Annotated in this window: 20 protein-coding genes; 3 read left to right on the plus strand and 17 right to left on the minus strand. The window is 64.2% G+C overall.

From position 1 onward, the window contains the following. Positions 1 to 82: 82 nt before the first annotated feature. Both KHO27_RS17555 and KHO27_RS17560 read right to left on the minus strand, forming a co-directional pair. Positions 83 to 1,045 (minus strand): FecR family protein, encoded by a 963-nt coding sequence (locus KHO27_RS17555; protein ID WP_111532095.1) that lies wholly within the window; start codon positions 1,043 to 1,045, stop codon positions 83 to 85. A 17-nt stretch (positions 1,046 to 1,062) separates the two neighbouring features. Beyond that, positions 1,063 to 1,551 (minus strand): sigma-70 family RNA polymerase sigma factor, encoded by a 489-nt coding sequence (locus KHO27_RS17560; RefSeq protein ID WP_214500552.1) that lies wholly within the window; start codon positions 1,549 to 1,551, stop codon positions 1,063 to 1,065. A 654-nt stretch (positions 1,552 to 2,205) separates the two neighbouring features. On the opposite strand from KHO27_RS17560, the gene KHO27_RS17565 reads away from it, so the two are divergent. Continuing rightward, positions 2,206 to 3,369, plus strand: coding sequence for a type III PLP-dependent enzyme (locus tag KHO27_RS17565; RefSeq protein WP_102684931.1), 1,164 nt, complete (start codon positions 2,206 to 2,208; stop codon positions 3,367 to 3,369). An 80-nt stretch (positions 3,370 to 3,449) separates the two neighbouring features. On the opposite strand, the gene KHO27_RS17570 is transcribed toward KHO27_RS17565, so the two are convergent. After that, positions 3,450 to 4,199, minus strand: a complete 750-nt coding sequence (locus KHO27_RS17570) for a tetratricopeptide repeat protein (RefSeq protein ID WP_214500553.1) — start codon at positions 4,197 to 4,199, stop codon at positions 3,450 to 3,452. A gap of 3 nt (positions 4,200 to 4,202) precedes the next feature. Next, complete coding sequence (locus KHO27_RS17575; protein ID WP_214500554.1) at positions 4,203 to 4,883, minus strand: Fe2+-dependent dioxygenase; 681 nt, start codon at positions 4,881 to 4,883, stop codon at positions 4,203 to 4,205. Positions 4,884 to 5,103: 220 nt separating this feature from the next. Between KHO27_RS17575 and KHO27_RS17580 the strand changes: the two genes are divergently transcribed. Together KHO27_RS17580 and KHO27_RS17585 are read left to right on the plus strand one after the other, a co-directional pair. Then, complete coding sequence (locus KHO27_RS17580) at positions 5,104 to 7,383, plus strand: TonB-dependent receptor (RefSeq protein ID WP_111532094.1); 2,280 nt, start codon at positions 5,104 to 5,106, stop codon at positions 7,381 to 7,383. Positions 7,384 to 7,485: 102 nt separating this feature from the next. Further along, positions 7,486 to 10,041 carry a sulfite reductase flavoprotein subunit alpha gene (locus KHO27_RS17585; protein WP_214500555.1) on the plus strand — a complete coding sequence of 852 codons (2,556 nt, stop codon included), beginning with the start codon at positions 7,486 to 7,488 and terminating at the stop codon, positions 10,039 to 10,041. A 143-nt stretch (positions 10,042 to 10,184) separates the two neighbouring features. Here KHO27_RS17585 and KHO27_RS17590 read toward each other — a convergent pair whose 3' ends face one another. The 13 genes from KHO27_RS17590 to fdx all read right to left on the minus strand — a co-directional run bounded on the left by KHO27_RS17590 (position 10,185) and on the right by fdx (position 22,205). After that, entirely contained in the window at positions 10,185 to 10,976 is a 792-nt protein-coding gene (locus tag KHO27_RS17590; protein ID WP_102682069.1) for an amidohydrolase, read from the minus strand. After that, on the minus strand, positions 10,964 to 12,112 hold the full coding sequence (locus KHO27_RS17595) for a pyridoxal phosphate-dependent aminotransferase (protein ID WP_214500556.1): 1,149 nt from the start codon (positions 12,110 to 12,112) through the stop codon (positions 10,964 to 10,966). The genes KHO27_RS17590 and KHO27_RS17595 overlap by 13 nt, the downstream gene beginning before the upstream one ends. A 200-nt stretch (positions 12,113 to 12,312) precedes the next feature. Further along, positions 12,313 to 13,776 carry a ribosome biogenesis GTPase Der gene (der, locus tag KHO27_RS17600; RefSeq protein ID WP_102682071.1) on the minus strand — a complete coding sequence of 488 codons (1,464 nt, stop codon included), beginning with the start codon at positions 13,774 to 13,776 and terminating at the stop codon, positions 12,313 to 12,315. A 117-nt stretch (positions 13,777 to 13,893) separates the two neighbouring features. Continuing rightward, on the minus strand, positions 13,894 to 15,063 hold the full coding sequence (bamB, locus tag KHO27_RS17605) for an outer membrane protein assembly factor BamB (RefSeq protein ID WP_094011722.1): 1,170 nt from the start codon (positions 15,061 to 15,063) through the stop codon (positions 13,894 to 13,896). Then, on the minus strand, positions 15,038 to 15,679 hold the full coding sequence (locus tag KHO27_RS17610; protein ID WP_111532093.1) for a tetratricopeptide repeat protein: 642 nt from the start codon (positions 15,677 to 15,679) through the stop codon (positions 15,038 to 15,040). The genes bamB and KHO27_RS17610 overlap by 26 nt, the downstream gene beginning before the upstream one ends. A gap of 38 nt (positions 15,680 to 15,717) precedes the next feature. Further along, positions 15,718 to 17,007 carry a histidine--tRNA ligase gene (gene hisS, locus KHO27_RS17615; RefSeq protein WP_102682072.1) on the minus strand — a complete coding sequence of 430 codons (1,290 nt, stop codon included), beginning with the start codon at positions 17,005 to 17,007 and terminating at the stop codon, positions 15,718 to 15,720. A 24-nt stretch (positions 17,008 to 17,031) separates the two neighbouring features. Beyond that, the gene (ispG, locus tag KHO27_RS17620; RefSeq protein WP_011532347.1) at positions 17,032 to 18,141 is read right to left on the minus strand and encodes a flavodoxin-dependent (E)-4-hydroxy-3-methylbut-2-enyl-diphosphate synthase; all 1,110 of its coding nucleotides are present in this window, start codon (positions 18,139 to 18,141) and stop codon (positions 17,032 to 17,034) included. Positions 18,142 to 18,144: 3 nt separating this feature from the next. Next, complete coding sequence (locus tag KHO27_RS17625; RefSeq protein ID WP_111532091.1) at positions 18,145 to 19,194, minus strand: RodZ domain-containing protein; 1,050 nt, start codon at positions 19,192 to 19,194, stop codon at positions 18,145 to 18,147. Further along, on the minus strand, positions 19,191 to 19,952 hold the full coding sequence (gene pilW, locus KHO27_RS17630; RefSeq protein WP_214500557.1) for a type IV pilus biogenesis/stability protein PilW: 762 nt from the start codon (positions 19,950 to 19,952) through the stop codon (positions 19,191 to 19,193). Before pilW ends, KHO27_RS17625 begins: the two co-directional genes overlap by 4 nt. A 14-nt stretch (positions 19,953 to 19,966) precedes the next feature. Then, positions 19,967 to 21,109, minus strand: a complete 1,143-nt coding sequence (rlmN, locus tag KHO27_RS17635) for a dual-specificity RNA methyltransferase RlmN (RefSeq protein ID WP_102682075.1) — start codon at positions 21,107 to 21,109, stop codon at positions 19,967 to 19,969. 28 nt (positions 21,110 to 21,137) lie between these two features. Next, positions 21,138 to 21,563 carry a nucleoside-diphosphate kinase gene (ndk, locus tag KHO27_RS17640; RefSeq protein ID WP_023630072.1) on the minus strand — a complete coding sequence of 142 codons (426 nt, stop codon included), beginning with the start codon at positions 21,561 to 21,563 and terminating at the stop codon, positions 21,138 to 21,140. An 89-nt stretch (positions 21,564 to 21,652) separates the two neighbouring features. Then, positions 21,653 to 21,853: a Fe-S cluster assembly protein IscX gene (gene iscX, locus KHO27_RS17645; RefSeq protein WP_102682076.1), complete on the minus strand. Its 201-nt coding sequence runs from the start codon at positions 21,851 to 21,853 to the stop codon at positions 21,653 to 21,655. 10 nt (positions 21,854 to 21,863) lie between these two features. Then, entirely contained in the window at positions 21,864 to 22,205 is a 342-nt protein-coding gene (gene fdx / locus KHO27_RS17650) for an ISC system 2Fe-2S type ferredoxin (protein ID WP_046854253.1), read from the minus strand.

Genomic DNA, 22,205 nt, shown 5'->3' on the forward strand with positions numbered 1-22,205 from the left:
ATAAACGCCAACCGCATGCAAATGGAAATGCTTGGCAGTTGCAGCTGGCGGGGAAGACGAACGAACGGAAAAAAACCTGAATCTATTTCAGAACAATTTCGCTGGAGCCGTCCGCAAGGGTCTTCACCCGCACCGGCAGGATGCTCGGCAAGGCCCGCAACAGGGCGTCCGGGTCGTCAGTGCTGAAGGTGCTCGACAGGCGTAGCGCGGCGGCCTTGCCTGGCGCCACATGCAGTGGCCGGGCACGGTAGCGCGAGACTTCCGCCACGACATCGCTAAGCGGCGCGTTGTCGAATACCAGCTTGCCCTGGCGCCAGGCTGTCACCGCGTTGGCATCGATGGCATAGGGCGCGGCGACCTTGCCCTGCGCATCGATATGCGAACCCTGGCCGGCAGTGAGCAGCGCCAGCGACTCGGCCGCGCCCTGTACCTTGACCGAACCCTGCTCCACCGCCACGCGGGTGCTGTTCGGATCCTGGCGTACATCGAAGCGGGTGCCGGTGACGGTGACATCGCCCTGGGCAGTGCTCACCACGAAGGGGCGGTCACTGTCGTGCGCGACGATGAACATCGCCTCGCCCGCGCCCAGGCGCACATGGCGCTGCCCCGCAGAGAACATCACCTGCACCTGGGTGGCACTGTTGAGTTCCAGCCGTGAGCCGTCCGGCAGTTCGACCTGACGCCGCTCGCCCAGGGCCGTAGTCAACGTGTCCTGATGGTTGAGCTGCTGATACTGCCAACCTGTCCAGCCCAGCCCCAGCGCGACCACCGCCACGCCGGCCGCCAAAGCCTGGCGCAGTAGACGGCGGCGCGGAAGCTGGCGCACCGGCTCGGGCTGGCACAGCGCCTCGAGGCGTTGCCGCGGAATGAAGTCGGCGGCGCGCCACAGTTGCGCCAGGCGCTCGTACTCTTGCCGATTTGAGGGGTGCTGCGCCAACCACGCCTGCAATGCCGCGTGCACGGCTTTGTCGTGCGGCGCGTCCTGAGCGCGGGCGAACCAGCAGGCCGCCTGCTCGCCCACGGGATCGGGCACGTGCTGTTTCATCGAAGGGGTCTCCTGACTCATCTGGCCGACACATCCAGGTGCTCACGCAGATGTCGGAGCGTGCGGATCATATACTTTTCGACCATGTTCTTGGTCAAACCCATGCGCTCGGCGATCTCGGCCTGGGTCAGGCCTTCGAGCTTCTGCCAGACGAACACCCTGCGGCAATTCAGCGGCAGCTCGGCCAGCGCCCGCTCGACGCTGTCGGCCAGTTCCAGGGCATGTACATACGCTTCCGGATCGTCCCCTTCGGCCATGTCCCCTGCGAAGGCCTCAAGCTCCAAGGCCTGACGCCGGTCCTCGCGGCGAAAGCCGTCGACGGCGATGTTGCGGGCGGTCTGGTGCAGATAGGCGCGTGGCTGTTCGACCTGCTCGCGCGGGTTTTCCAGCACCCGCACAAAGGCGTCGTGGGTGAGGTCCTCGGCCTGCTGTCGACTGCGCAGTTTGCGCGTCCAGGTGCCGATCAGCTCTTGGTAATGGTCGAGGAAGCCTTTGGGTCCGGACACGGTCGGGGTCGTCAGGGAGGCAGATGAGGTCGCGAATAGTAATGTTTCTCATCAAGGACGGCAATCGACATGTCCCCTGCACGACCAATGGCCACGACGGGCTCTGCGTAACAAAAAATTTATGGCCAATTTCGCGGTAAAGACCGGGCTGAGCACGTGGCCATAAATTTGAACACTCAGTGTCCATTCGCAGCCCTGTCTCAGCCCCCGACAAACGGTCACCTACGGTTTCCTCCGCCCTTTCGCAGCGAAACCAGAGCCATCATGCAAAGAATGAAGCTGTCAGCCGATCGCGGCCAGATCGCCACCTATTCCACAATTTTTTACGCTGATGGCCTTTTCAGGAACCTACCGGGCGCCCATCAGTCGGTTATCACAGCGGCAGCTCCGCGACAGGCGACGAGTACCCCGGGATTGCCTGTTGATATTGCCGTTTTCACGTCCTAAAGTGCGCGCCGAACGTCCATGCTGGAAACGATCCATCCGGCTCAAGTACTGACGACGAGACAGCAAGGTCATCCGCCTTTTCCAAGCACGGCTGACCTTTTTGCTTTCGGCGACATGCCTTGGGAAGTAGGCGAACCAAAGTGGGGATACGGAGGACGTTCAGTTGCTGCCACTTATCTTTTCAGTTTGCCCATGGAGCCCCTGAGCATGTCGATCCAGGTCGAAGACTACTTTGCGCGTGACACCTTCCAGAAAATGAAGGCGTTCGCCGACAAGCAGGAAACCCCGTTCGTTCTCATCGATACCCAGATGATCAGCCAGGCCTATGACGACCTGCGCGCCGGGTTCGAATTCGCCAAGGTCTACTACGCGGTCAAGGCCAACCCTGCGGTCGAGATCATCGACCTGCTGAAGGAAAAGGGCTCGAGCTTCGACATCGCCTCGATCTATGAACTGGACAAGGTGCTCGGCCGCGGCGTCAGCGCCGACCGTATCAGCTACGGCAACACCATCAAGAAGTCCAAGGACATCCGCTACTTCTACGAGAAAGGCGTGCGCCTGTACGCCACCGACTCCGAGGCCGACCTGCGCAACATCGCCAAGGCCGCGCCGGGCTCGAAAGTCTATGTGCGTATTCTCACCGAAGGCTCCACCACTGCCGACTGGCCACTGTCGCGCAAATTCGGCTGCCAGACCGACATGGCCATGGACCTGCTGATCCTCGCCCGCGACCTGGGCCTGGTGCCCTACGGCATCTCCTTCCACGTCGGCTCGCAACAGCGCGACATCAGCGTGTGGGACGCAGCCATCGCCAAGGTCAAGGTGATCTTCGAGCGCCTCAAGGAAGAAGACGGCATCGAGCTGAAGCTGATCAACATGGGCGGCGGCTTCCCGGCCAACTACATCACCCGCACCAACAGCCTCGAGACCTACGCCGAAGAGATCATCCGCTTCCTCAAGGAAGACTTCGGTGACGACCTGCCGGAAATCATCCTGGAGCCTGGCCGTTCGCTGATCGCCAACGCCGGCATCCTGGTCAGTGAAGTGGTGCTGGTGGCGCGCAAGTCTCGTACTGCCGTCGAGCGCTGGATCTACACCGACGTGGGCAAGTTCTCCGGCCTGATCGAAACCATGGACGAAGCCATCAAGTTCCCGATCTGGACCGAAAAGAAAGGCGAAACCGAAGAAGTCGTCATCGCCGGCCCGACCTGCGACAGCGCCGACATCATGTACGAAAACTACAAGTACGGCCTGCCGCTGAACCTGGCCATCGGTGACCGCCTGTACTGGCTGTCGACCGGTGCCTACACCACCAGCTACAGCGCGGTGGAGTTCAACGGTTTCCCGCCGCTGAAGGCTTACTACCTGTAACTCGAGGCGTCACTTGGGGCTGCTACGCAGCCCTACTTGCTCGTGGCAGCGGTCTCGCGCAGAGGCCCGCACGATCAGGCTCAGTCTTCCCGCCGTTCGATCTCCTCGGCATAACGCGCCGCAAAGGCCATCAATGCTGGCCCCGCCCCCTGCAACGTCACCAGCGCACTGCGCAGGAAATTCAGGTTGCCTTCGACCCTGGCCCGGTCCAGCCACGGCCCGGCCTCGGCGATCTGCCCCCGCTCGACCAGCACCAGCGCCAGGCTGAACATCCCGCGGAAATCCCCCGCCTCGGCCGAACGGCGATACCAGCGCATGGCCCGCACCGGGCTCGCGGCGGTGGCAATGCCCTGCTCCAGATACCGCCCATACAGGTTCATCGACTTGGCATGCCCCAGCTGCGCGGCTTTCTCGTAGCACATCAACGCCTGGGACTGGCTGGCCGGCACCCCACGACCGGTGGCCAGCAGATTGGCTAGGTTGTACATCCCCCAGTCCAGCCCAGCGTCGGCCGCCCGGGCATAGTGAATGGCCGCCTGGGCGAGATCCACCTCGCCACCCCAGCCATGCTCGAGGCAACGGCCAAGCATGTTGTGGGCCATGGCACTGCCACCCTGGGCGGCAATGGCGAACCAACGCCGGGCCACGTTGGCATCCTCTTCGATACCGCGCCCATCGAGCAGGATCTGCCCAAGCAACAGCTGCGCCTCGACCGCCCCTTGCCCCGCCGCCGTGAGGATCGCCTGCGCGGCCTGTCCCGGGCTGTGCTCGAGCATCGCCTTGAGCCCGGCCACATCCACCACTTCCTCACGACGCAATTGATAAGACACGGCTCAGACCTCGGCCCAGCGGCGCAGCAGGTTGTGGTAGGTGCCCGTCAGTTGCAGCAGCGACGGGTGCTCGGGCACATCGGCGCCGAGCTGGCGAATTGCATTGTCCATCTCGAACAGCAAGGTGCGCTGGCTGTCCTCGCGCACCAGGCTCTGGGTCCAGAAGAACGCCGCATAGCGCGCCCCGCGGGTGACCGGGTTGACCTTGTGCAGGCTGGTGCCGGGGTACAGCACCAGGTCGCCGGCGGCCAGCTTGACCTGGCGCACGCCATAGGTGTCCTGGATCACCAGCTCGCCGCCGTCATAGCTGTCAGGGTCGCTGAGAAACAGCGTCGAGGACAGGTCGGTACGCACGCGCTCCGGGCTGCCCTTGGGCTGGCGCAGGGCATTGTCGATATGGAAATCGAAACTGCCGCCCTCGCGATAGCAGTTGATCAGTGGCGGGAACACCTTGTGCGGCAGCGCCGCGGACATGAACAACGGGTTGCGCCACAGCCGCTCGATCAACGCACTGCCGATTTCCTTGGCCAGCGCATGCCCCTCGGGCAACTGCAGGTTGTGCTTGGCCTTGGCCGACTGGTATCCGGCGGTGATTTTGCCGTCGGCCCAATCGGCCTGCTCCAGGGCCTGGCGGATGCGCAGAATTTCGTCAGCCTCGAACAGGCCTGGGATGTGAAGCAGCATGGCGACGGCACCGAGAGCGAGAGGGGCGTCAATGATATTGATTACCTTTTACCTACCACAAGCCCCTTTCTCCAGAGCGCGACGGATGAGACCGTAAAAACCGTAAGGCAAAATTGTAAAGAATGTAAATTCCTGGCGAATGGTAACGCTTCTCAATTGTTCCTTACATTCGCTTACATTAACATCCGCGGCCTTCATACCTTGGGGAAGGTCTACAACAATGCGTCACGTGCCATCTGCTGTGAGTTCACCACGACTGCTCGCCTCTGCCATCGGCATGGCGATCACCGCCACCTCGGCCTATGCCGCCGACCCGGCCGCCAGCAACGCCATCACCCTCGACGCCACCAGCGTCAATGGCAAGGCCGAACAGGCAAGCACCGAGTACAAGGTCGACAAGGCCTCGTCGCAGAAGTACACCGCACCATTGGTGGACACGCCGCGCTCGATCACGGTGATTCCCCAGCAGGTGATCAAGGACACCAACGCCATGTCCCTGCAGGACGCCCTGCGCACGGTACCCGGGATCACCTTCGGTGCCGGCGAAGGCGGCAACCCGCAAGGCGATCGCCCATTCATCCGTGGCTTCGACGCCCAGGGCGACACCTACCTGGACGGCGTGCGTGACACCGGCGCCCAGACCCGCGAAATCTTCGCCATCGAGTCTGTCGAAGTGGCCAAGGGACCGAACTCGGCCATTGGTGGTCGCGGTGCGGCCGGCGGCACCATCAACCTGGTGAGCAAGCGCGCGCACCTGGGCAACTCGCTGGACGGCGCCTGGACCTGGGGCAGCGACCAGACCCAGCGTTACACCTTCGATGGCAACTACCAGTTCAGCGACAGCGTCGCCGGGCGCCTGAACCTGATGACCCACGAGAGCAACGTCGCCGGCCGCGACAAGGTCAACTACGACCGCTGGGGCATCGCCCCGTCGCTAGCGTTCGGCCTGGGCACGCCGACCCGCGTCAACCTCGACTACTACCACCTGGAAAGCGACGACCTGCCGGACTCCGGCATCCCCTACAGCGTGCCATTAGCAGGCAGCGGAGCCCGTACCTCTGCCCATCCGGACAAACCGGTGGACGGCGGTGACAGCGACAACTTCTACGGCCTGACCGGCCGCGACTTCCGCAAGACCCGTGTCGATATCGCGACCTTCGCCATCGAGCACGACCTGTCCGACACACTGACCATCAAGAACACCCTGCGCCACGGCAACAGCATGCAGGACTACGTGCTGACCCAGCCCGACGACAGTGCCGGCAACGTCAACAACAACGGCGTCTGGCGTCGCGCCAACACCCGTGTGGGCAACACCGCCACCACCACCAACCAGACCGACCTGTTCGGCGAGTTCTACCTGGGCGGCCTGAAGAACAGCTTCTCCACCGGCATCGAGTTCACCAAGGAAGAGTCCGACCGCCAGAGCTACACCGTCACCCCCAACAGCAAGCTCACCTGCACCGGGCCGGGCAGCGGCGGCAGTTGCACCTCGCTGGACAACCCGAACCCGGACGATGCCTGGGTCGGCACCGTCGCGCGCAACTACGCCGGCACCAAGACCAGCAGCAAGACCCGCGCACTCTATGTCTTCGACACCCTGGAGCTGACCCCGCAGTGGCTGCTCAACATGGGCCTGCGCTATGACCACTTCGACACCGACTACCGTGGCTACAATGCCGACGGCAGTACCGCAGTGAGCACCAAAGGCGTACCCGCCAAGGGCCAGGACACCAGCGAATTCATCACCGGCCAGCTGGGCCTGGTGTGGAAGCCGGCCGACAACGGCAGCATCTATGTGTCCTACGCCACCTCGGCCACACCGCCTGGCGCCATGCTCGGCGAGGGCACCGAAGGCAACCCGCTGGGCAACACCACCGACCGCTCCGGCAACCTGCTCAACAGTGACATGGAGCCGGAAGAAACCACCAACTACGAAATCGGCACCAAGTGGGACCTGCTCGACCAGCGCCTGTCCCTGGCAGCGGCGCTGTTCCGCACCGAGAAGGAAAACGCCCGGGTGCAGGTCAACACCAACACCTACGAGAACGTCGGTGAAACCCGTGTGCAAGGCATCGAGCTGTCGGCCAGCGGCAAGCTGACCGACAAGTGGCAGGTGTTCGCCGGCTACACCTACATGCAGGCCCGCCAGATCGACGGTGGCCCGCTGGGCAAGGCGAACGACGGCAACCAGCTGCCCAACACGCCGAACAACAGCGCCAGCCTGTGGACCACCTACCAGCTGACGCCGAAGTTGACGGTCGGTGGCGGCGCCTTCTATGTAGACGACGTGTACGGCAGCGTGGCCAACACCACCATGGTCGACAGCTACGTGCGCTACGACGCCATGGCAGCCTACAAGCTGACCAAGAACATCGACCTGCAGTTGAACGTGCAGAACCTCACCAACGAGGTCTACTACGACAAGGCCTACTCCACCCACTTCGCCAACCAGGCGGCGGGACGCACGGCATTGCTGACCACCAGCGTCCACTTCTAAAAGCCGCACCCCAGGCCCCGTTCAATCGATTGAACGGGGCTTTTGCGTATCAAGGCATAATGCACGCCGCGCAGTTGCTGGCGGCAAGACAAGGTGATCGATGTGGTGAAGAAGACGCTGTTCCAATTGCACTGGTTCTTTGGCATCAGCGCCGGCCTGGTGCTGGCGCTGATGGGCATCACCGGCGCGATCTGGTCGTTCCAGGAAGAACTGCTGCGCGCGTTCAACGCCGAGGTGCTCAAGGTCGAGGTACGCCAGGAAGGCGTGTTGCCGCCGGCCGAGCTGGTGCGCCGGGTCGAGGCCGCGCAAGGCGACCAGGTCTCCATGCTCTGGGTCGATACCCGCGACGGCAACGCGGCGCGGATCTTCTTCACCCCGGCTCCCGGCGAGCGCCGTGGCGCGCTGCGCTACGCCGATCCGTACACCGGCGAGCTCAAGGGTGAAGTCGCAGGCCTTGGCTTCTTCAACCTCATGCTCAACCTGCACCGGTTCCTGGCCATGGGCGACACCGGCCGGCAGATCACCGGCGCCTGCACCCTGATGCTGATCTTCTTCTGCCTCTCGGGGCTGTACCTGCGCTGGCCGCGCAAGGCCCTGAACTGGCGCACTTGGCTGACGCTGGACTGGGCCAGGAAAGGCCGTGCCTTCAACTGGGACCTGCATGCGGTGTTCGGCACCTGGTGCCTGCTGTTCTACCTGCTGTTCGCCCTGACCGGGCTGTTCTGGTCCTACGAGTGGTACCGCGAAGGCCTCAACCGCCTGCTGGCCGACCAGCCCGCGGCGGGCGAGCAGAAACGCGGCGAAGGCCGTGGCGGTCGTCATGGTCCGCCTAAAGTGGACAAGAACGCCCCGCCACGGGTGGTGGACTATGACGCCATCTGGGCCAACCTCAAGGCAGCCGCAGGCCCGGACCTGGCCACCTACAACCTGCGCCTGCCGCCAGCCGGCGGCCAGCCCGCGACGCTGTTCTACCTGCTGCAAGGCGCCGAGCACGAGCGGGCCTTCAACACCCTGACCCTCGACCCGGCCAGCGGCCAGGTCAAGCGTCACGAACGCTATGCCGACAAGTCGTTCAAGGCGCAACTGCTGCAAAGCGTCTATGCCCTGCACGTCGGCGAATACTTCGGTCTGCCGGGGCGCATCATCGTCACCCTCGCCAGCCTGACCATGCCACTGTTCTTTGTCACCGGCTGGCTGCTGTACCTCGACCGTCGGCGCAAGAAACGTCAGGTACGCGCTGCCCGTGGCGCAGTGGCCGACCGGGGCAACGCTGGCGACAGCTGGCTGATCGGCTTCGCCAGCCAGAGCGGTTTCGCCGAACAACTGGCCTGGCAGAGCGCCGGCCAGCTGCAAGCCGCCGGCTTGCCGGTGCAGGTACGCCCACTGGCCGAGCTGGGCGAAGCCCAATTGCGCCAGGCCAGCCGTGCCCTGTTCGTGGTCAGCACCTTCGGCGACGGCGAAGCCCCGGACAGCGCCCGCGGCTTCGAGCGCAAGGTGCTCGGCCAACCTTGGGCACTCGAGCATCTGGACTACGCCCTGCTGGCCCTGGGTGACCGCCAGTATCCGCACTTTTGCGGCTTCGCCCGCCGCCTCCAGGCCTGGCTTGGCGAGCGTGGCGCCACCTGCGCCTTCAGCCCGGTGGAAGTGGACAATGCCGACCCCACCGCGCTTCAACTGTGGCAACAGGAACTGACGCAACTGACCGGCGCCCGACCGGTCGCCGCCTGGCAACAACCGAGCTTCGGCAACTGGCGTCTGCTGCGCCGTGAACGGCTCAACCCAGGTAGCCAGGGCGCGCCGGTCTACCTGCTGGGACTGCAGGCGCAAATGCCCGCAACCTGGGAAGCAGGCGACCTGATCGAGATCCTGCCGCGCAATGGCCAGCCCCGTGTCGATGCCTTCCTGGCAGGCCTGGGCCTCGACCCTCGCTGCCCGGTGCAGCTCGACGGCCTGCAGGAAAGCCTGGCGCAGGCCCTGGCCAGCCGCCAACTGCCGGTCGGCCGCGAACACCTGGTCGGCCTGCATGCCCAGGCGCTGGTCGATGCCCTGATCCCGCTGACCGCTCGCGAATACTCGATTGCATCCATCGCCAGCGACGGCGTGCTGGAGCTGATCATGCGCCAGGAGCGCCACGCCGATGGCAGCCTGGGCCTGGGTTCCGGCTGGCTGACCGAGTATCTGCCACTCGATGGCAGCGTCAGCGCACGCCTGCGTCGCAATAGCGGCTTCCACCTGCCCGGCGGATCGCCCCCCCTGGTACTGATCGGCAACGGCACCGGCCTGGCCGGCCTGCGCAGCCTGCTCAAGGCGCGCATCGCGGCAGGCGAGCAACGCAACTGGCTGCTGTTCGGTGAGCGCAACCGGGCGCACGACCTGCTGTGCGGTGAGGAACTGCAAAGCTGGGTGGCAAGCGGCGACCTGCAACGGCTGGACCTGGCTTTCTCACGGGACCAGGCAGAGAAGATCTATGTGCAGGACGTGCTGTTGCAACAGGCTGCCGAGTTCAAGCGCTGGGTCGATGACGGCGCCTGTGTGTACGTCTGCGGCAGTTTGCAAGGGATGGCGGCCGGGGTGGATGCGGCGCTGCAGGGAATCCTGGGCGAGGAGCGGGTGCAGCGGCTGATCGAGGATGGGCGCTATCGCCGGGATGTGTACTGATCAGACAGTCAGGTCAGCAATGCCGGCCTCATCGCCGGCAAGCCGGCTCCCACTCCGACCGCGCCGCCCTCAAGCCAAGCGCCGTCCCTGTGGGAGCTGCGGTTCGCCGCCGCGACTTGCCAGCGATGAGGCCCGCGCAGCAATCAATGCAATTCGAAGGTATCGGCATCCATGTTGGCCGGGAACCGCGCCCGATACGCGGCCAGCTCAGCCGCCCGCAGCACCACGGTAAATACCCCGTCGGCCTCGCCCGCGCTGAGCAGGCTCTCACCCTGGAAGTCCAGCACCTGGCTGTCGCCGGAGTAGGCGAAGCCCTTGCCATCGGTGCCGATCCGGTTCACCGCTGCCACGAAGCACAGGTTCTCGATGCCCCGTGCCGGCAGCAGCCGGTTCCAGTGCAGGCGCCGCGCCGCCGGCCAGTTGGCGGTGTACAGCAGCAGGTCGGTGTCCTGGGCATCGCGGCTCCACACCGGGAAACGCAGGTCGTAGCAGATCAGCGGGCGAATCCGCCAGCCCTTGAGCTCGAACTGCACCTGGCGCTCGCCCGGGGTGTAGTGCTTGTGCTCGCCGGCCATGCGGAACAGGTGGCGCTTGTCGTAATGCAGGATCTCGCCATCGGGCCGCGCCCACAGCAACCGGTTGCGATGGCTGCCGTCGGCGGCCTGGATGATCACGCTGCCAGTGATCACGGCGTTGGCTTTCTTCGCCTGGGCCTTGAGCCATTTGTAGGTAGGACCGTTTTCCGGCTCGGCCAGGCTTTCGGACTCCATCGAAAACCCGGTGGTGAACATTTCCGGCAGGACCACCAGGTCCACCTCGCCGGCCTGGGTGATCAGCTCCTCGAAGTGCGCGTAGTTCGCCTCGCGGTCGTGCCAGGCCAGGGTGGTCTGCACCAAGGCGATTTTAAGGTTCGGCAGTTGGCTCAGATCGCGCATAGTCTTTCCGCTGCCTGGCGCAGCGTCTCCTCGCGTTTGGCAAAGCACAGGCGTACCAGGCGTTGCTCGGGGATGGGTTGCTGGTAGAACACCGACACCGGAATGCTGGCCACGCCATGCTCCTGGGTCAGCCACAGAGCCATGTCGACGTCGTTCAGGTCGGGGCGGATCTGCGAGTAGTCCACCAGTTGGAAATAGGTGCCTGGGGTGCGGGTGAAGCTGAAGCGCGAGCCTTGCAGCAGGTCGCAGAACAGGTCGCGCTTGGCCTGGTAGAAGCCCGGCAGTTCGTCGATATGCTCAGGGTGCTCGGCCATGAAGTCGGCCAGGGCGCACTGCAAGGGCGTGACGCCACAGAAGTTGACGTACTGGTGCACCTTGCGCAATTCGGCGCTGAGCGCCGGTGGCGCGACCACGTAGCCGGTTTTCCAGCCGGTGACGTGATAGGTCTTGCCAAACGAGCTGATGACGAAGGCTTTGCTGTACAGCTGCGCGTGGGCCAGCACGCTGGCGTGGCGCACGCCGTCGTAAATCAGGTGCTCGTAGACTTCGTCGCTGACCAGGTAGATATCGCGGTCGCCGATCAACGCAGCCAACTGGTCCAGGTCGTCGCGGCTGATCAAGGCGCCGCTTGGGTTGTGCGGCGAATTGAGGATGACCATGCGCGTGCGCGGGCTCAGGGCGTCGCTGAACTTCTGCCAGTCGATGCTGAAGCTGCCGTCGCGCAGCGGCACATGCACGCAGCGGCCACCGGCCAGCTCCACCGACGGCTCGTAGCTGTCGTAGCTGGGGTCGAAGACGATCACCTCGTCACCGGGATGGATCACCGCCTGGATCGCGCAGAAGATCGCCTCTGTGGCGCCCGGGGTGATGGTCACTTCCTGGTCGGCATCCACCGCCACGCCATACAGCCGGCCGATCTTGGCTGCAACCTGCTGGCGCAGGGCTGGCAGGCCGGTCATCGGCGAATACTGGTTATGCCCGGCTGCCACATGACGGCCAACGGCATCGAGCAAGGCCGGGGGGCCGTTGAAGTCAGGGAAGCCCTGGGACAGGTTGAGCGCACCGGTCTGCATGGCCAGTTGCGACATGGTGGTAAAGATGGTCGTGCCGACGTTCGGCAGTTTGCTGCGGATCATGGAGCCCTCTTTCCTGGGGTTTGTCCGGCACGGGGGTGGATCCGAGCATAGCGGAACGAGCGGTCAGGAAAAAGGTTGAAACAATAGGAGGATTGCGGTGGATCAAAGGGCCCTATCGCCGGCAAGCCGGCTCCCACAGGTATTGTGGCTTGTGCATACGCTGTGGGAGCCGGCCTGCCGGCGATGAAGCCAGCACGGAATCAGCGCTTGTCGCGGCGCTTCTTCTCGGCCTTCTTGTGGTGCGACATCAGGCGGCGCTTCTTGTTGACCTGGCGATCGGTGAGGGTGTTCTTGTTGCCCTCGTACGGGTTCTCACCGCCCTTGTACTCGATGCGGATCGGCGTGCCGACCAGCTTGAGCACGCGGCGGTAGGTGTTCTCCAGGTAACGGGAGTAGGACTTGGGCACCTTCTCGGTCTGGTTGCCGTGGATCACGATCAGCGGCGGGTTGGCGCCACCGAGGTGGGCATAGCGCAGCTTGATGCGGCGGCCGTTGACCAGCGGCGGTTGGTGCTCGCTGATGGCGTCTTCGAGGATCTGCGTCAGGCGGCTGGTCGGCCAGCGGGTAACCGCCGACTTGAACGCGGCCTGCACCGACTTGTACAGGTGGCCAACGCCGGTGCCGTGCAAGGCGGAGATGAAGTGGATGTCGCAGAAGTCTACGAAGAACAGCCGGCGCTCAAGCTCGGTTTTCACATAGTCGCGCTCGCCCGGCTCCATGCCGTCCCACTTGTTCAGTGCAATGACGATCGCCCGGCCAGCGTCGAGGGCGAAGCCCAGCAGGTTGAGGTCGTGGTCGACCACGCCTTCGCGGGCGTCCATGACAAAGATCACCACGTTGGCGTCCTTGATCGCCTGCAGGGTCTTCACCACCGAGAACTTTTCGACTTCCTCGTGGATCTTGCCGCGCTTGCGCACGCCGGCGGTGTCGATGAAGGTGTACTTCTCGCCATCGCGCTCGAACGGGATGTAGATACTGTCGCGGGTGGTACCAGGTTCGTCGTACACCACCACACGCTCTTCACCGAGCATGCGGTTGACCAGCGTCGACTTGCCCACGTTCGGGCGGCCGATGATGGCGATCTTGATACCGTCCTTTTCGCTCGGGCCGGGAATGCGCACGGCCTCTTCGCCTTCGGCGACGTCCTGGTCGAGGGCTTCTTCTTCGGCGTCACGCGGAATGTGGCCGAGCACCGACTCCATCAGGGCGTTGATACCACGGCCCTGGGAGCCGGCCACCGGGATGGCGTTGCCCATGCCCAGCGGCGAGAACTCGGCGCGGGCGATGTCGGGGTCGATGTTGTCGATCTTGTTCGCCACCAGCACCGCCGACTTGTTCCGCTTGCGCAGGTGGTCGGCGATCATCTGGTCGGCGGCGGTCATGCCGGCACGGGCGTCGACCAGGAACAAGACGTAGTCGGCTTCCTCGATGGCCATCAGCGACTGCTCGGCCATCTTCTCGTCCATGCCTACTTCGTCGCCGGTGATACCACCGGTGTCGATCAGGATGAACGAGCGACCCTGCCAGCTGGCATCACCATACTGGCGGTCACGGGTCAGGCCCGACAGGTCACCGACGATGGCATCGCGGGTCTTGGTCAGGCGGTTGAACATGGTGGATTTGCCGACGTTGGGGCGGCCCACCAGGGCGATTACGGGAACCATGCGGCTCTCCACTCTTGAATTCTTGAAAATGCAAAGGCCGCTGCAAGGCAGCGGCCGGAGTTCGGGCGGCGTTTCCTACGCCGCAACCTGAGCCCGCGAACGGGCTCAAGCATAGCTTCAGCGGATGGTCAGTGCCTCGAGCTTGCCGCTGTTGCCAAAGACGTAGATGGTGTCGCCGACCACGAGTGGGCGGGCACGCAGGCCATCGCTGTCGATACGCTCACGGCCGACGAAACGGCCATCGACCTGGCTGAGCAGGTGCAGGTAACCCTCGAAATCACCGACAGCCACATAGCTGGAGAACACTTCCGGCGCCGACAGCTGACGGCGGGCCATGGAGTCGTTGCTCCACAGCGAACTGGAAGAACGCTCGTCGACGCTCTGCACGGTGCCCGACGCTTCGCTCACGTAGACGTTGCCGAAGCCCTGGGCGACACCCACGTAGCTGGAGGCATCGCGCTGCCACAGCACGCGGCCGCTTTCCAGGTCCAGGCCGGCGACGCGGCCCTGATAGGTGCTGACGTACAGGGTGCCACCGGACAGCAGCAGGCCGCCGTCGATGTCCACCACGCGGTCCAGCTCGGAACGGCCCTGCGGAACGGCCACGCGGCTTTCCCACACTGGCACGCCGTTGCTGATGTCGACCGCCACCACCTTGCCGGTTGAGAGGCCGGCAACGGCCAGGCGGTTGGTCACCACCGGCGCGCCGGTACCGCGCAGGGTCAGCACGGCCGGGCTGTTCTCGTAGATCCAGCGACGGTCGCCCGTGGCGGCGTCGAAGCCGACCAGGCGGTCGTCCTGGGTCTGCACCACCACCACGTCGCCGTTGTTGGCGGGCGGTGCCAGCACTTCACTGGAGACGCGGGAGCGCCAGCGCTCCTCGCCGGTGCTGGAGTCCAGGGCAATGACCTCGCCCTTGAGGGTACCCAGCATGACCAGGCCATAGCCCACGCCCACGGCGCCGGAAACCGGCAGCTCGAGGTCCTTCTTCCACACCACGTCACCGGTGATGCGGTTCAGCGCGAAGACCTCGCCGTTGACATCGGAAGCGTAGATGCGGTCGTTCTCGATGGCCGGTACCAGGGTGTTGTAGGTCTCACCCTGGCCGTCACCGATCGAACGGCTCCACTGCTTCTTCAGCACCACTTCCTCGGTGAACTTGGTCAGCTCGGCCGGGGGCAGTTCCTTCTTGCTGTTGCTGCTGCAACCCGCCGCCAGGACGGCGAGGGTGAGCACTGCTGCTTGTTTCCAACCCTTCACTTCAGGCGTCCCCTTTGGCCAGGTCATCCAGCTTCAGTTGCAGGCCACCGATCGCGGCGTCGTCGGACAGCGCGGCCTTGGCTTTTTCGTAGGCGCCGTGCGCGTCGTCGGCGCGGCCCAGCTGCACCAGCAGGTCGCCCTTGAGTTCTTCACGGCTGGCCAGGAAGGCCTTGTCGGTGTCGCCATCGAGTAGCTTGAGGGCGTCCTCGGCCTTGTCCTGGGCCGCGAGCACGCGGGCCAGGCGCTGGCGCGAAATCTCGCTCAGGGTGGCGTCGGCCGGCTTGTCCATCACGCTTTTGAGTTCGCTCGCCGCGTCGTCCAGCTTGCCGCTCTCTACCGCCACCTTGGCGACGAACAGGCTTCCGTACTGGGCGTAGGCGGTGCCGCCGTACTCGCTCTTGAGCTTGCCGGAAAGCTCCGCCACCTTGCTCGCGTCTGGCTTGCCATCTGGCGTCAGCGAGGTTTCCAGCAGGGCCTGATACAACGCCGAAGCGCCTTGCGACTGGTTGGCCTGATACTTGTGCCAGGTCTGCCAGCCCATCACCACCACACCGGCCAGCAGGGCGCCGGTCAGCAGTGGCTTGCCGTTGCGGTTCCACCAGTCCTTGGCCGCTGCCAGGCCTTCATCATCGGTACTCGACACCCCAATACTCCTATTCGCCTATTCGTTGTCGGACCGCGTCACGCCTGGGCGATCGCGGTTTCCAGGTGCGCAGCAAGCGCATCCCAGGCAATGTTCTGTTGTTCGCCCTGGCCGCGCAGGGGCTTCACGCCAATCTCTTGCTTGGCCAGCTCGTCGTCGCCGAGGATCAGGGCGAACAGCGCGCCGCTCTTGTCGGCCTTCTTGAACTGGCTCTTGAAGCTGCCGCCACCGGCGTTGACCGCCAGGCGCAGGTTTGGCTGGAGGTCGCGCAGGCTTTCGCTCAGGCGCAGGCCGGCCAACTCCGCCTGTTCGCCAAAGGCACACAGGTAGACGTCGATGGTACGGCTGATCGACTCGGGCACCTTGCCCAGGGTCTCCAGCAGCAGGATCAGACGCTCGATGCCCATGGCAAAACCGACGCCCGGGGTGGGCTTGCCGCCCATCTGCTCGACCAGGCCGTCATAACGGCCACCGGCGCAGACGGTGCCCTGGGCGCCGAGCTTGTCGGTGACCCACTCGAACACGGTCTTGCTGTAGTAGTCCAGGCCGCGGACCAGCTTGGTGTTGATCACGAACGGAATGCCGGCGGCGTCCAGGCGGGCCTTCAGGCCCTCGAAGTGCACGCGGGACTCTTCGTCCAGGTAGTCTTCGAGCTTCGGTGCGCCAACCAGTACCGCCTGGGTGTTCTGGTCCTTGCTGTCGAGGATGCGCAGCGGGTTGCTCTTCAAGCGGCGCTGGCTGTCTTCATCCAGTTGTTCGAGGCGGGCCGACAGGTACTCGACCAGCGCATCGCGGTAACGCGCGCGGGCTGCGCTGGTGCCCAGGCTGTTGAGCTGCAGCTCGACCGCATCCTGGATACCCAGCAAGCCCCACAGACGCCAGGTCAGCATGATGAGTTCGGCGTCGACGTCCGGGCCGTCGAGGTTGAACACCTCCACGCCGATCTGGTGGAACTGGCGGTAGCGGCCCTTCTGCGGCCGCTCGTGGCGGAACATCTGGCCGATGTACCAAAGCTTCTGCACCTGGCCGTTGCCGGTAATGCCGTGCTCGAGCACGGCACGCACGCAGGCGGCGGTGCCTTCGGGGCGCAGGGTAAGCGAGTCGCCGTTGCGGTCCTCGAAGGTGTACATCTCCTTCTCGACGATATCGGTGACTTCACCGATCGAGCGCTTGAACAGCTCGGTGAACTCGACGATCGGCGTGCGGATCTGGCTGTAGCCGTAGCTGTCCAGCAAGCCGGCCACGGTGCCCTCGAAGTAGCGCCACAGCGGCGACTGGTCGGGCAGGATGTCGTTCATGCCACGGATGGCTTGCAGCGATTTGCTCACGAATAGTCCTTACGAATCTGTGTCTCAGCCACGGGCGATCAGCGCCGCGTCGGCCTCGGCCTTCTCGGCCGCTTTCTGGCGGATGAGCTTTTCCAGCTCGTCGACCAGGTTGTCGTTGTTCAGCTTCTGCGATGGCTTGCCGTCGATATACACCAGGTTCGGCGTGCCGCCGGTCAGGCCCACGTGCGACTCCTTGGCCTCACCTGGGCCGTTGACCACGCAACCGATCACCGCCACGTCCAGCGGCACCAGCAGGTCCTCCAGGCGCCCTTCCAGTTCGTTCATGGTCTTGACCACATCGAAGTTCTGCCGCGAGCAGCTCGGGCAGGCGATGAAGTTGATGCCACGGGAACGCAGGTGCAGCGACTTGAGGATGTCGTAGCCGACCTTCACTTCCTCGACCGGATCGGCGGCCAGGGAAATGCGGATGGTGTCACCAATGCCTTCGGCCAGCAGCATACCTAGGCCGACGGCGGATTTCACCGTCCCCGAGCGCAGGCCGCCGGCTTCGGTGATGCCTAAGTGCAGCGGCTGGATGATCTGTTTGGCCAGCAGGCGGTAGGCTTCGACGGCCATGAACACGTCGGAGGCCTTGACGCTGACCTTGAAGTCCTGGAAATCCAGGCGGTCAAGGTGCTCGACGTGACGCAGGGCCGATTCGACCAACGCCGCCGGGGTCGGCTCGCCGTACTTCTTCTGCAGGTCCTTTTCCAGGGAGCCGGCGTTGACGCCGATGCGGATCGGGATACCACGGTCGCGGGCGGCATCGACCACGGCGCGCACACGGTCTTCACGGCCGATGTTGCCCGGGTTGATGCGCAGGCAGTCGACGCCCAGTTCGGCCACGCGCAGGGCGATCTTGTAGTCGAAGTGGATATCGGCGACCAGCGGTACGCTGACCAGTTTCTTGATTTTGCCGAACGCCTCGGCGGCGTCCATGTCCGGTACCGAGACACGGACGATGTCCACGCCGGCATCGACCAGGCGCTGGATCTGCGCCACGGTGGCGGCGACATCGTTGGTGTCGGTGTTGGTCATGCTCTGCACCGCGATGGGCGCATCACCACCCACCGGCACATTGCCGACCCAGATCTTGCGGGATTCGCGACGTTTGATCGGAGATTCGCCGTGCATGACTTACTGTCCCAACTTCAGGCGAGCGGTTTCGCCACTGGTGAACGGGGCGACATCGACCGCCTGGCCGTTGTAGCTCACCTGGGCGCCGCGGGCGAAGCCCAGGCGCACCGCGAACGGTGGCTTGCCGGTCAGTTCCAGGCTGTCGCCCTTGCGCTTGATGGCGCTGAACAGCACCTTGCCGTTGCCGTCGGTGACCTGGGTCCAGCAATCGGCGGTGAATTGGATATGAACCTTGGCGCTCCCGGCCGGGGCCGGCGTGGCTTCAGCGGGCGCAGCCGGTGCGACCGCAGCGGTGGCCGCGACGGCTGTGGTTGGCGCGGCGGCGGCAGGCGCGGCGGGGGTGACCACGGCAGGCGCGGCTGGCGCGACAACCGGTGCCACAGGCGCGGCGGCAGTCGGCGCGGTGCTGGTGGCTGGCGTTGCAGGTGCCACGGAGGCGACTGGCGCCTGGGCCTCGGCGACCGGTGTCTGCTCGGCGCTGTTCGGTTCCAGCGGCAGGGCCTGGCCTTCGGCCTGCTGGCCCTCGCTCACGGCCTGGTCTTCCGGCTCGTCCAGCGGGTGAATCTGCGTGGTGCCGTCGGCGCTCTCGACCTCGACGTGCTCCAGGGCGATCTTGGCCAGGTCCTTGCCGCGCAGGTTGCTCTGGTCCTGCCACCAGAAGAAACCGCCGCCGACCACGGCGACCAGCAGCAACAGGCTGACCACGCGCAGGATGTTGTGCGACAGGCGCACCGGCTCTTCGATACGGCCGAGCGCGTGCACCTCACTGCCTTTGGCATGGGTCCCGGTGATCTGGTCGAAGGCCTCGACCAGGGGCGCCTGGTCCATGTCCATCAGCTTGGCGTAGGCGCGGATGTAGCCACGGGCGAAGGTATGCCCGGGCAGCTTGTCGAAGGCGCCGTTTTCCAGGTTGTTCAGCGAAGATACCGTGAGGTTGAGCTTGCGAGCGACCTCGGCCTGGCTCCATTCGCGTTTTTCGCGGGCCTGGCGCAAGACGTCACCGGGGTTCTGGCGAGTCGCTGCTGCTACTTCAGTGTGCGCGGCTTTCATCGTTGCTCCGACAGGTATTGCTGATATTCCGGCGTACCGGGATAAAGTCGTTGTAATTGCTGGCCCAAGCGGGCCGCGGTGCCCTGCTCGTCAAGGGCAAGTGCCAGGCGATGGCCCAGCAGCAGGCTGCGGGCATTCTGGTCGCTCAGCTGGCTGAATCGATCGTAGTAATTCCGGGCCGGCACATAATGCCTGTTTTCGTAGGACAACTCAGCCATTTCGAGCAAAGCCTTCGGTTGCCGCTGATTCAGCCGAAGGGCCTTTTCCAGGTACTCGCGGGCCTGATCGCCCTGCCCCCGCTTCAAGGCGGTGAGCCCGAGGTTCTCGTAGACGCGCGAACGCTCAGGATACAGGGTATCGGCGGCGGCCTGGAGGAACATCACGTGGGCTTCGTCGAAACGGCCCTGAGCATATAGGAAACTGCCGTAGTTGTTACGGATTCGCGAGTCGTCCGGGCGGATGGCCAGGGCTTTGTCGAAATGTTCGCCGGCCAGGGCGGGCTCATCCTCGGCCTGGAACACCAGGGCGAGCGCGGCATGGGCATCGGCGTCGCGGGCGTCGAGGGCCAGGGCCTTGGCCAGAGGGGCCTTGGCGCGTTCGGTCAAACCTTGTTGCAAATAACCCAAGCCCAACTGTACATAGGCCTGCCCCGCCGCCTCGCGCCCCTGGCGGTTGGCCAGGGGGTCGCCCGCGCCTCCGGACACGCAGCCGGCCAGCAGCGAAAGCGTCAGGATCGACAGCGCGATGCGCAGGCTCATGGGGCAGATGCTCGTCAGGGGCGCGCGGCGCTGTCTTGCGGCTCGTCGGCGGCCAACTGGCGCACCGCGATGTAGCGCTCGCTGCGGCGGGTGCGGTCGTTGACCTGGCCCACCAGCTGACCGCACGCGGCGTCGATGTCGTCACCGCGGGTAGTGCGCGTGGTCACGTTGAAGCCGCCGTGGTGCAACAGGTCCTGGAAGCGGCGGATGGCATTGTTGCTCGGCCGCTCATAGCCGGAATGCGGGAACGGGTTGAACGGGATCAGGTTGATCTTGCACGGCACATCGCGCAGCAGTTCGATCATCTGCGCGGCGTGCTCGGGCTGGTCGTTGACGTCCTTGAGCAGGGTGTACTCGATGGTGAGCACGCGCTTGCCGCCGAGGGTGGACATATAGCCCATGCACGACTCCAGCAGCATCTTCAGCGGGTACTTCTTGTTGATCGGCACCAGCTTGTTGCGCAGCTCGTCGTTCGGCGCGTGCAGCGACAGGGCCAGGGACACATCGATGTGCTTGGCCAGCTCGTCGATCATCGGCACCACGCCCGAGGTGGACAGGGTGACGCGCCGCTTGGAAATGCCATAGCCCAGATCTTCCATCATGATCTTCATGGCGGCGATGACATTGTCGAAATTCAGCAAGGGCTCGCCCATGCCCATCATGACCACGTTGGTAATCGCGCGGTCGATCTTGGCCGGGACGGTCCCGAAGGATTTGTTCGCAAGCCACACCTGGCCGATCACTTCGGCGGCGGTGAGGTTGCTGTTGAAGCCTTGCTTGCCGGTGGAGCAGAAACTGCAGTCCAGGGCACAGCCGGCTTGCGACGACACGCACAGCGTGCCGCGATCGTCGGTGGGGATGTAGACGGTCTCGACGCAGCTGCCGGAGGCAACGCGGATCACCCACTTGCGGGTGCCGTCGGCGGAAATGTCTTCGCTGACCACTTCCGGGCCCCGAATTTCGGCAACGGCCTCGAGCTTTTCGCGCAAGACCTTGCCGACGTTCGTCATGGCGGCGAAATCATCGACGCCAAAGTGGTGAATCCATTTCATCACCTGACCGGCACGGAAGCGCTTCTCCCCGATTGAGTCGAAGAACTGTTCCATTTCCGCCAGGGTAAGCCCCAGCAGGTTGATCTTGTCAGTCGATGTCGTCATGGATTCACCCTCACTCGTAAGCCTTCGCTTAGCGAGTGGTTACCTCGGTAGCAGCGAAGAAGTAAGCGATTTCGCGAGCGGCAGCGGCTTCGGAGTCCGAACCGTGAACAGCGTTGGCGTCGATCGACTCGGCGAAGTCAGCACGGATGGTGCCGGCAGCAGCTTCTTTAGGGTTGGTGGCGCCCATCAGCTCACGGTTGGCCAGAATGGCGTTTTCGCCTTCCAGAACCTGCACAACAACAGGGCCCGAAGTCATGAAGGCAACCAGGTCACCGAAGAAGCCGCGCTCTTTGTGCTCAGCGTAGAAGCCTTCGGCTTCGGCTTTGGACAGCTGCTTCATTTTCGAAGCGACGACGCGCAGGCCGGCTTTCTCGAAGCGAGTGGTGATCTCGCCGATGACGTTCTTGGCAACGGCGTCAGGCTTGATGATGGAGAAAGTACGTTGAACAGCCATGGAAAACTCCAGAATATTGAGTGTTGCGAAAAATTAAACCCGCGAATTATACGCGGGTTCCAGGGGATTGCCTAACCTGCAGCGTGCGCTCAGTCGGCTTCTTCGATCCAGGCCGCCTGGATGGCCTCGAGAACCTTCTCACCGCAACGCGACGGATCGTCATCGAATTCAGGCAGCGCCATCACCCAGGCGCGCAGATCGACGAAATTCACGTAATGAGGATCGACCTCAGGCTTGCTTTCCGCAAGCTGGATGGCGATCTCAAGTACATCAACCCATTTCAGACTCATGTACAAAACCTCAGTGCGGCGCTTCTGCGGCGTGGTTGAGCGAATACTTGGGGATCTCGATGGTGAGGTCCTCATCGCCGACGACCACCTGGCAACCCAGGCGCGACTGCGCCTCCAGGCCCCAAGCCTTGTCCAGCATGTCTTCCTCCAGCTCATCGGCCTCCTCAAGGGAGTCGAAGCCCTTGCGGATGATGCAATGGCAGGTGGTGCAGGCCTTGACGCCGCCGCAGGCGCTTTCCATCTCGATGTGATGGTCGTGGGCCAGTTCCAGGATATTGGTCCCGGACGGCACTTCCACGGTCAGCCCTTCGGGGCAGAACTTCTCATGCGGCAGGAATGTCACCAGCGGCAT

The organism is Pseudomonas sp. RC3H12 (assembly GCF_018596375.1).
Lineage (GTDB): Bacteria > Pseudomonadota > Gammaproteobacteria > Pseudomonadales > Pseudomonadaceae > Aquipseudomonas.

Coding starts and splice junctions, on each gene's coding strand:
- KHO27_RS17555 (WP_111532095.1), bottom strand. CDS start 1,045: ATGAAACAGCACGTGCCCGATCCCGTGGGCGAGCAGGCGGCCTGCTGG.
- KHO27_RS17565 (WP_102684931.1), top strand. CDS start 2,206: ATGTCGATCCAGGTCGAAGACTACTTTGCGCGTGACACCTTCCAGAAA.
- KHO27_RS17575 (WP_214500554.1), bottom strand. CDS start 4,883: ATGCTGCTTCACATCCCAGGCCTGTTCGAGGCTGACGAAATTCTGCGC.
- KHO27_RS17580 (WP_111532094.1), top strand. CDS start 5,104: ATGCGTCACGTGCCATCTGCTGTGAGTTCACCACGACTGCTCGCCTCT.
- KHO27_RS17590 (WP_102682069.1), bottom strand. CDS start 10,976: ATGCGCGATCTGAGCCAACTGCCGAACCTTAAAATCGCCTTGGTGCAG.
- KHO27_RS17595 (WP_214500556.1), bottom strand. CDS start 12,112: ATGATCCGCAGCAAACTGCCGAACGTCGGCACGACCATCTTTACCACC.
- der (WP_102682071.1), bottom strand. CDS start 13,776: ATGGTTCCCGTAATCGCCCTGGTGGGCCGCCCCAACGTCGGCAAATCC.
- bamB (WP_094011722.1), bottom strand. CDS start 15,063: ATGACCTGGCCAAAGGGGACGCCTGAAGTGAAGGGTTGGAAACAAGCA.
- ispG (WP_011532347.1), bottom strand. CDS start 18,141: ATGCACGGCGAATCTCCGATCAAACGTCGCGAATCCCGCAAGATCTGG.
- KHO27_RS17625 (WP_111532091.1), bottom strand. CDS start 19,194: ATGAAAGCCGCGCACACTGAAGTAGCAGCAGCGACTCGCCAGAACCCC.
- pilW (WP_214500557.1), bottom strand. CDS start 19,952: ATGAGCCTGCGCATCGCGCTGTCGATCCTGACGCTTTCGCTGCTGGCC.
- rlmN (WP_102682075.1), bottom strand. CDS start 21,109: ATGACGACATCGACTGACAAGATCAACCTGCTGGGGCTTACCCTGGCG.
- ndk (WP_023630072.1), bottom strand. CDS start 21,563: ATGGCTGTTCAACGTACTTTCTCCATCATCAAGCCTGACGCCGTTGCC.
- iscX (WP_102682076.1), bottom strand. CDS start 21,853: ATGAGTCTGAAATGGGTTGATGTACTTGAGATCGCCATCCAGCTTGCG.
- fdx (WP_046854253.1), bottom strand. CDS start 22,205: ATGCCGCTGGTGACATTCCTGCCGCATGAGAAGTTCTGCCCCGAAGGG.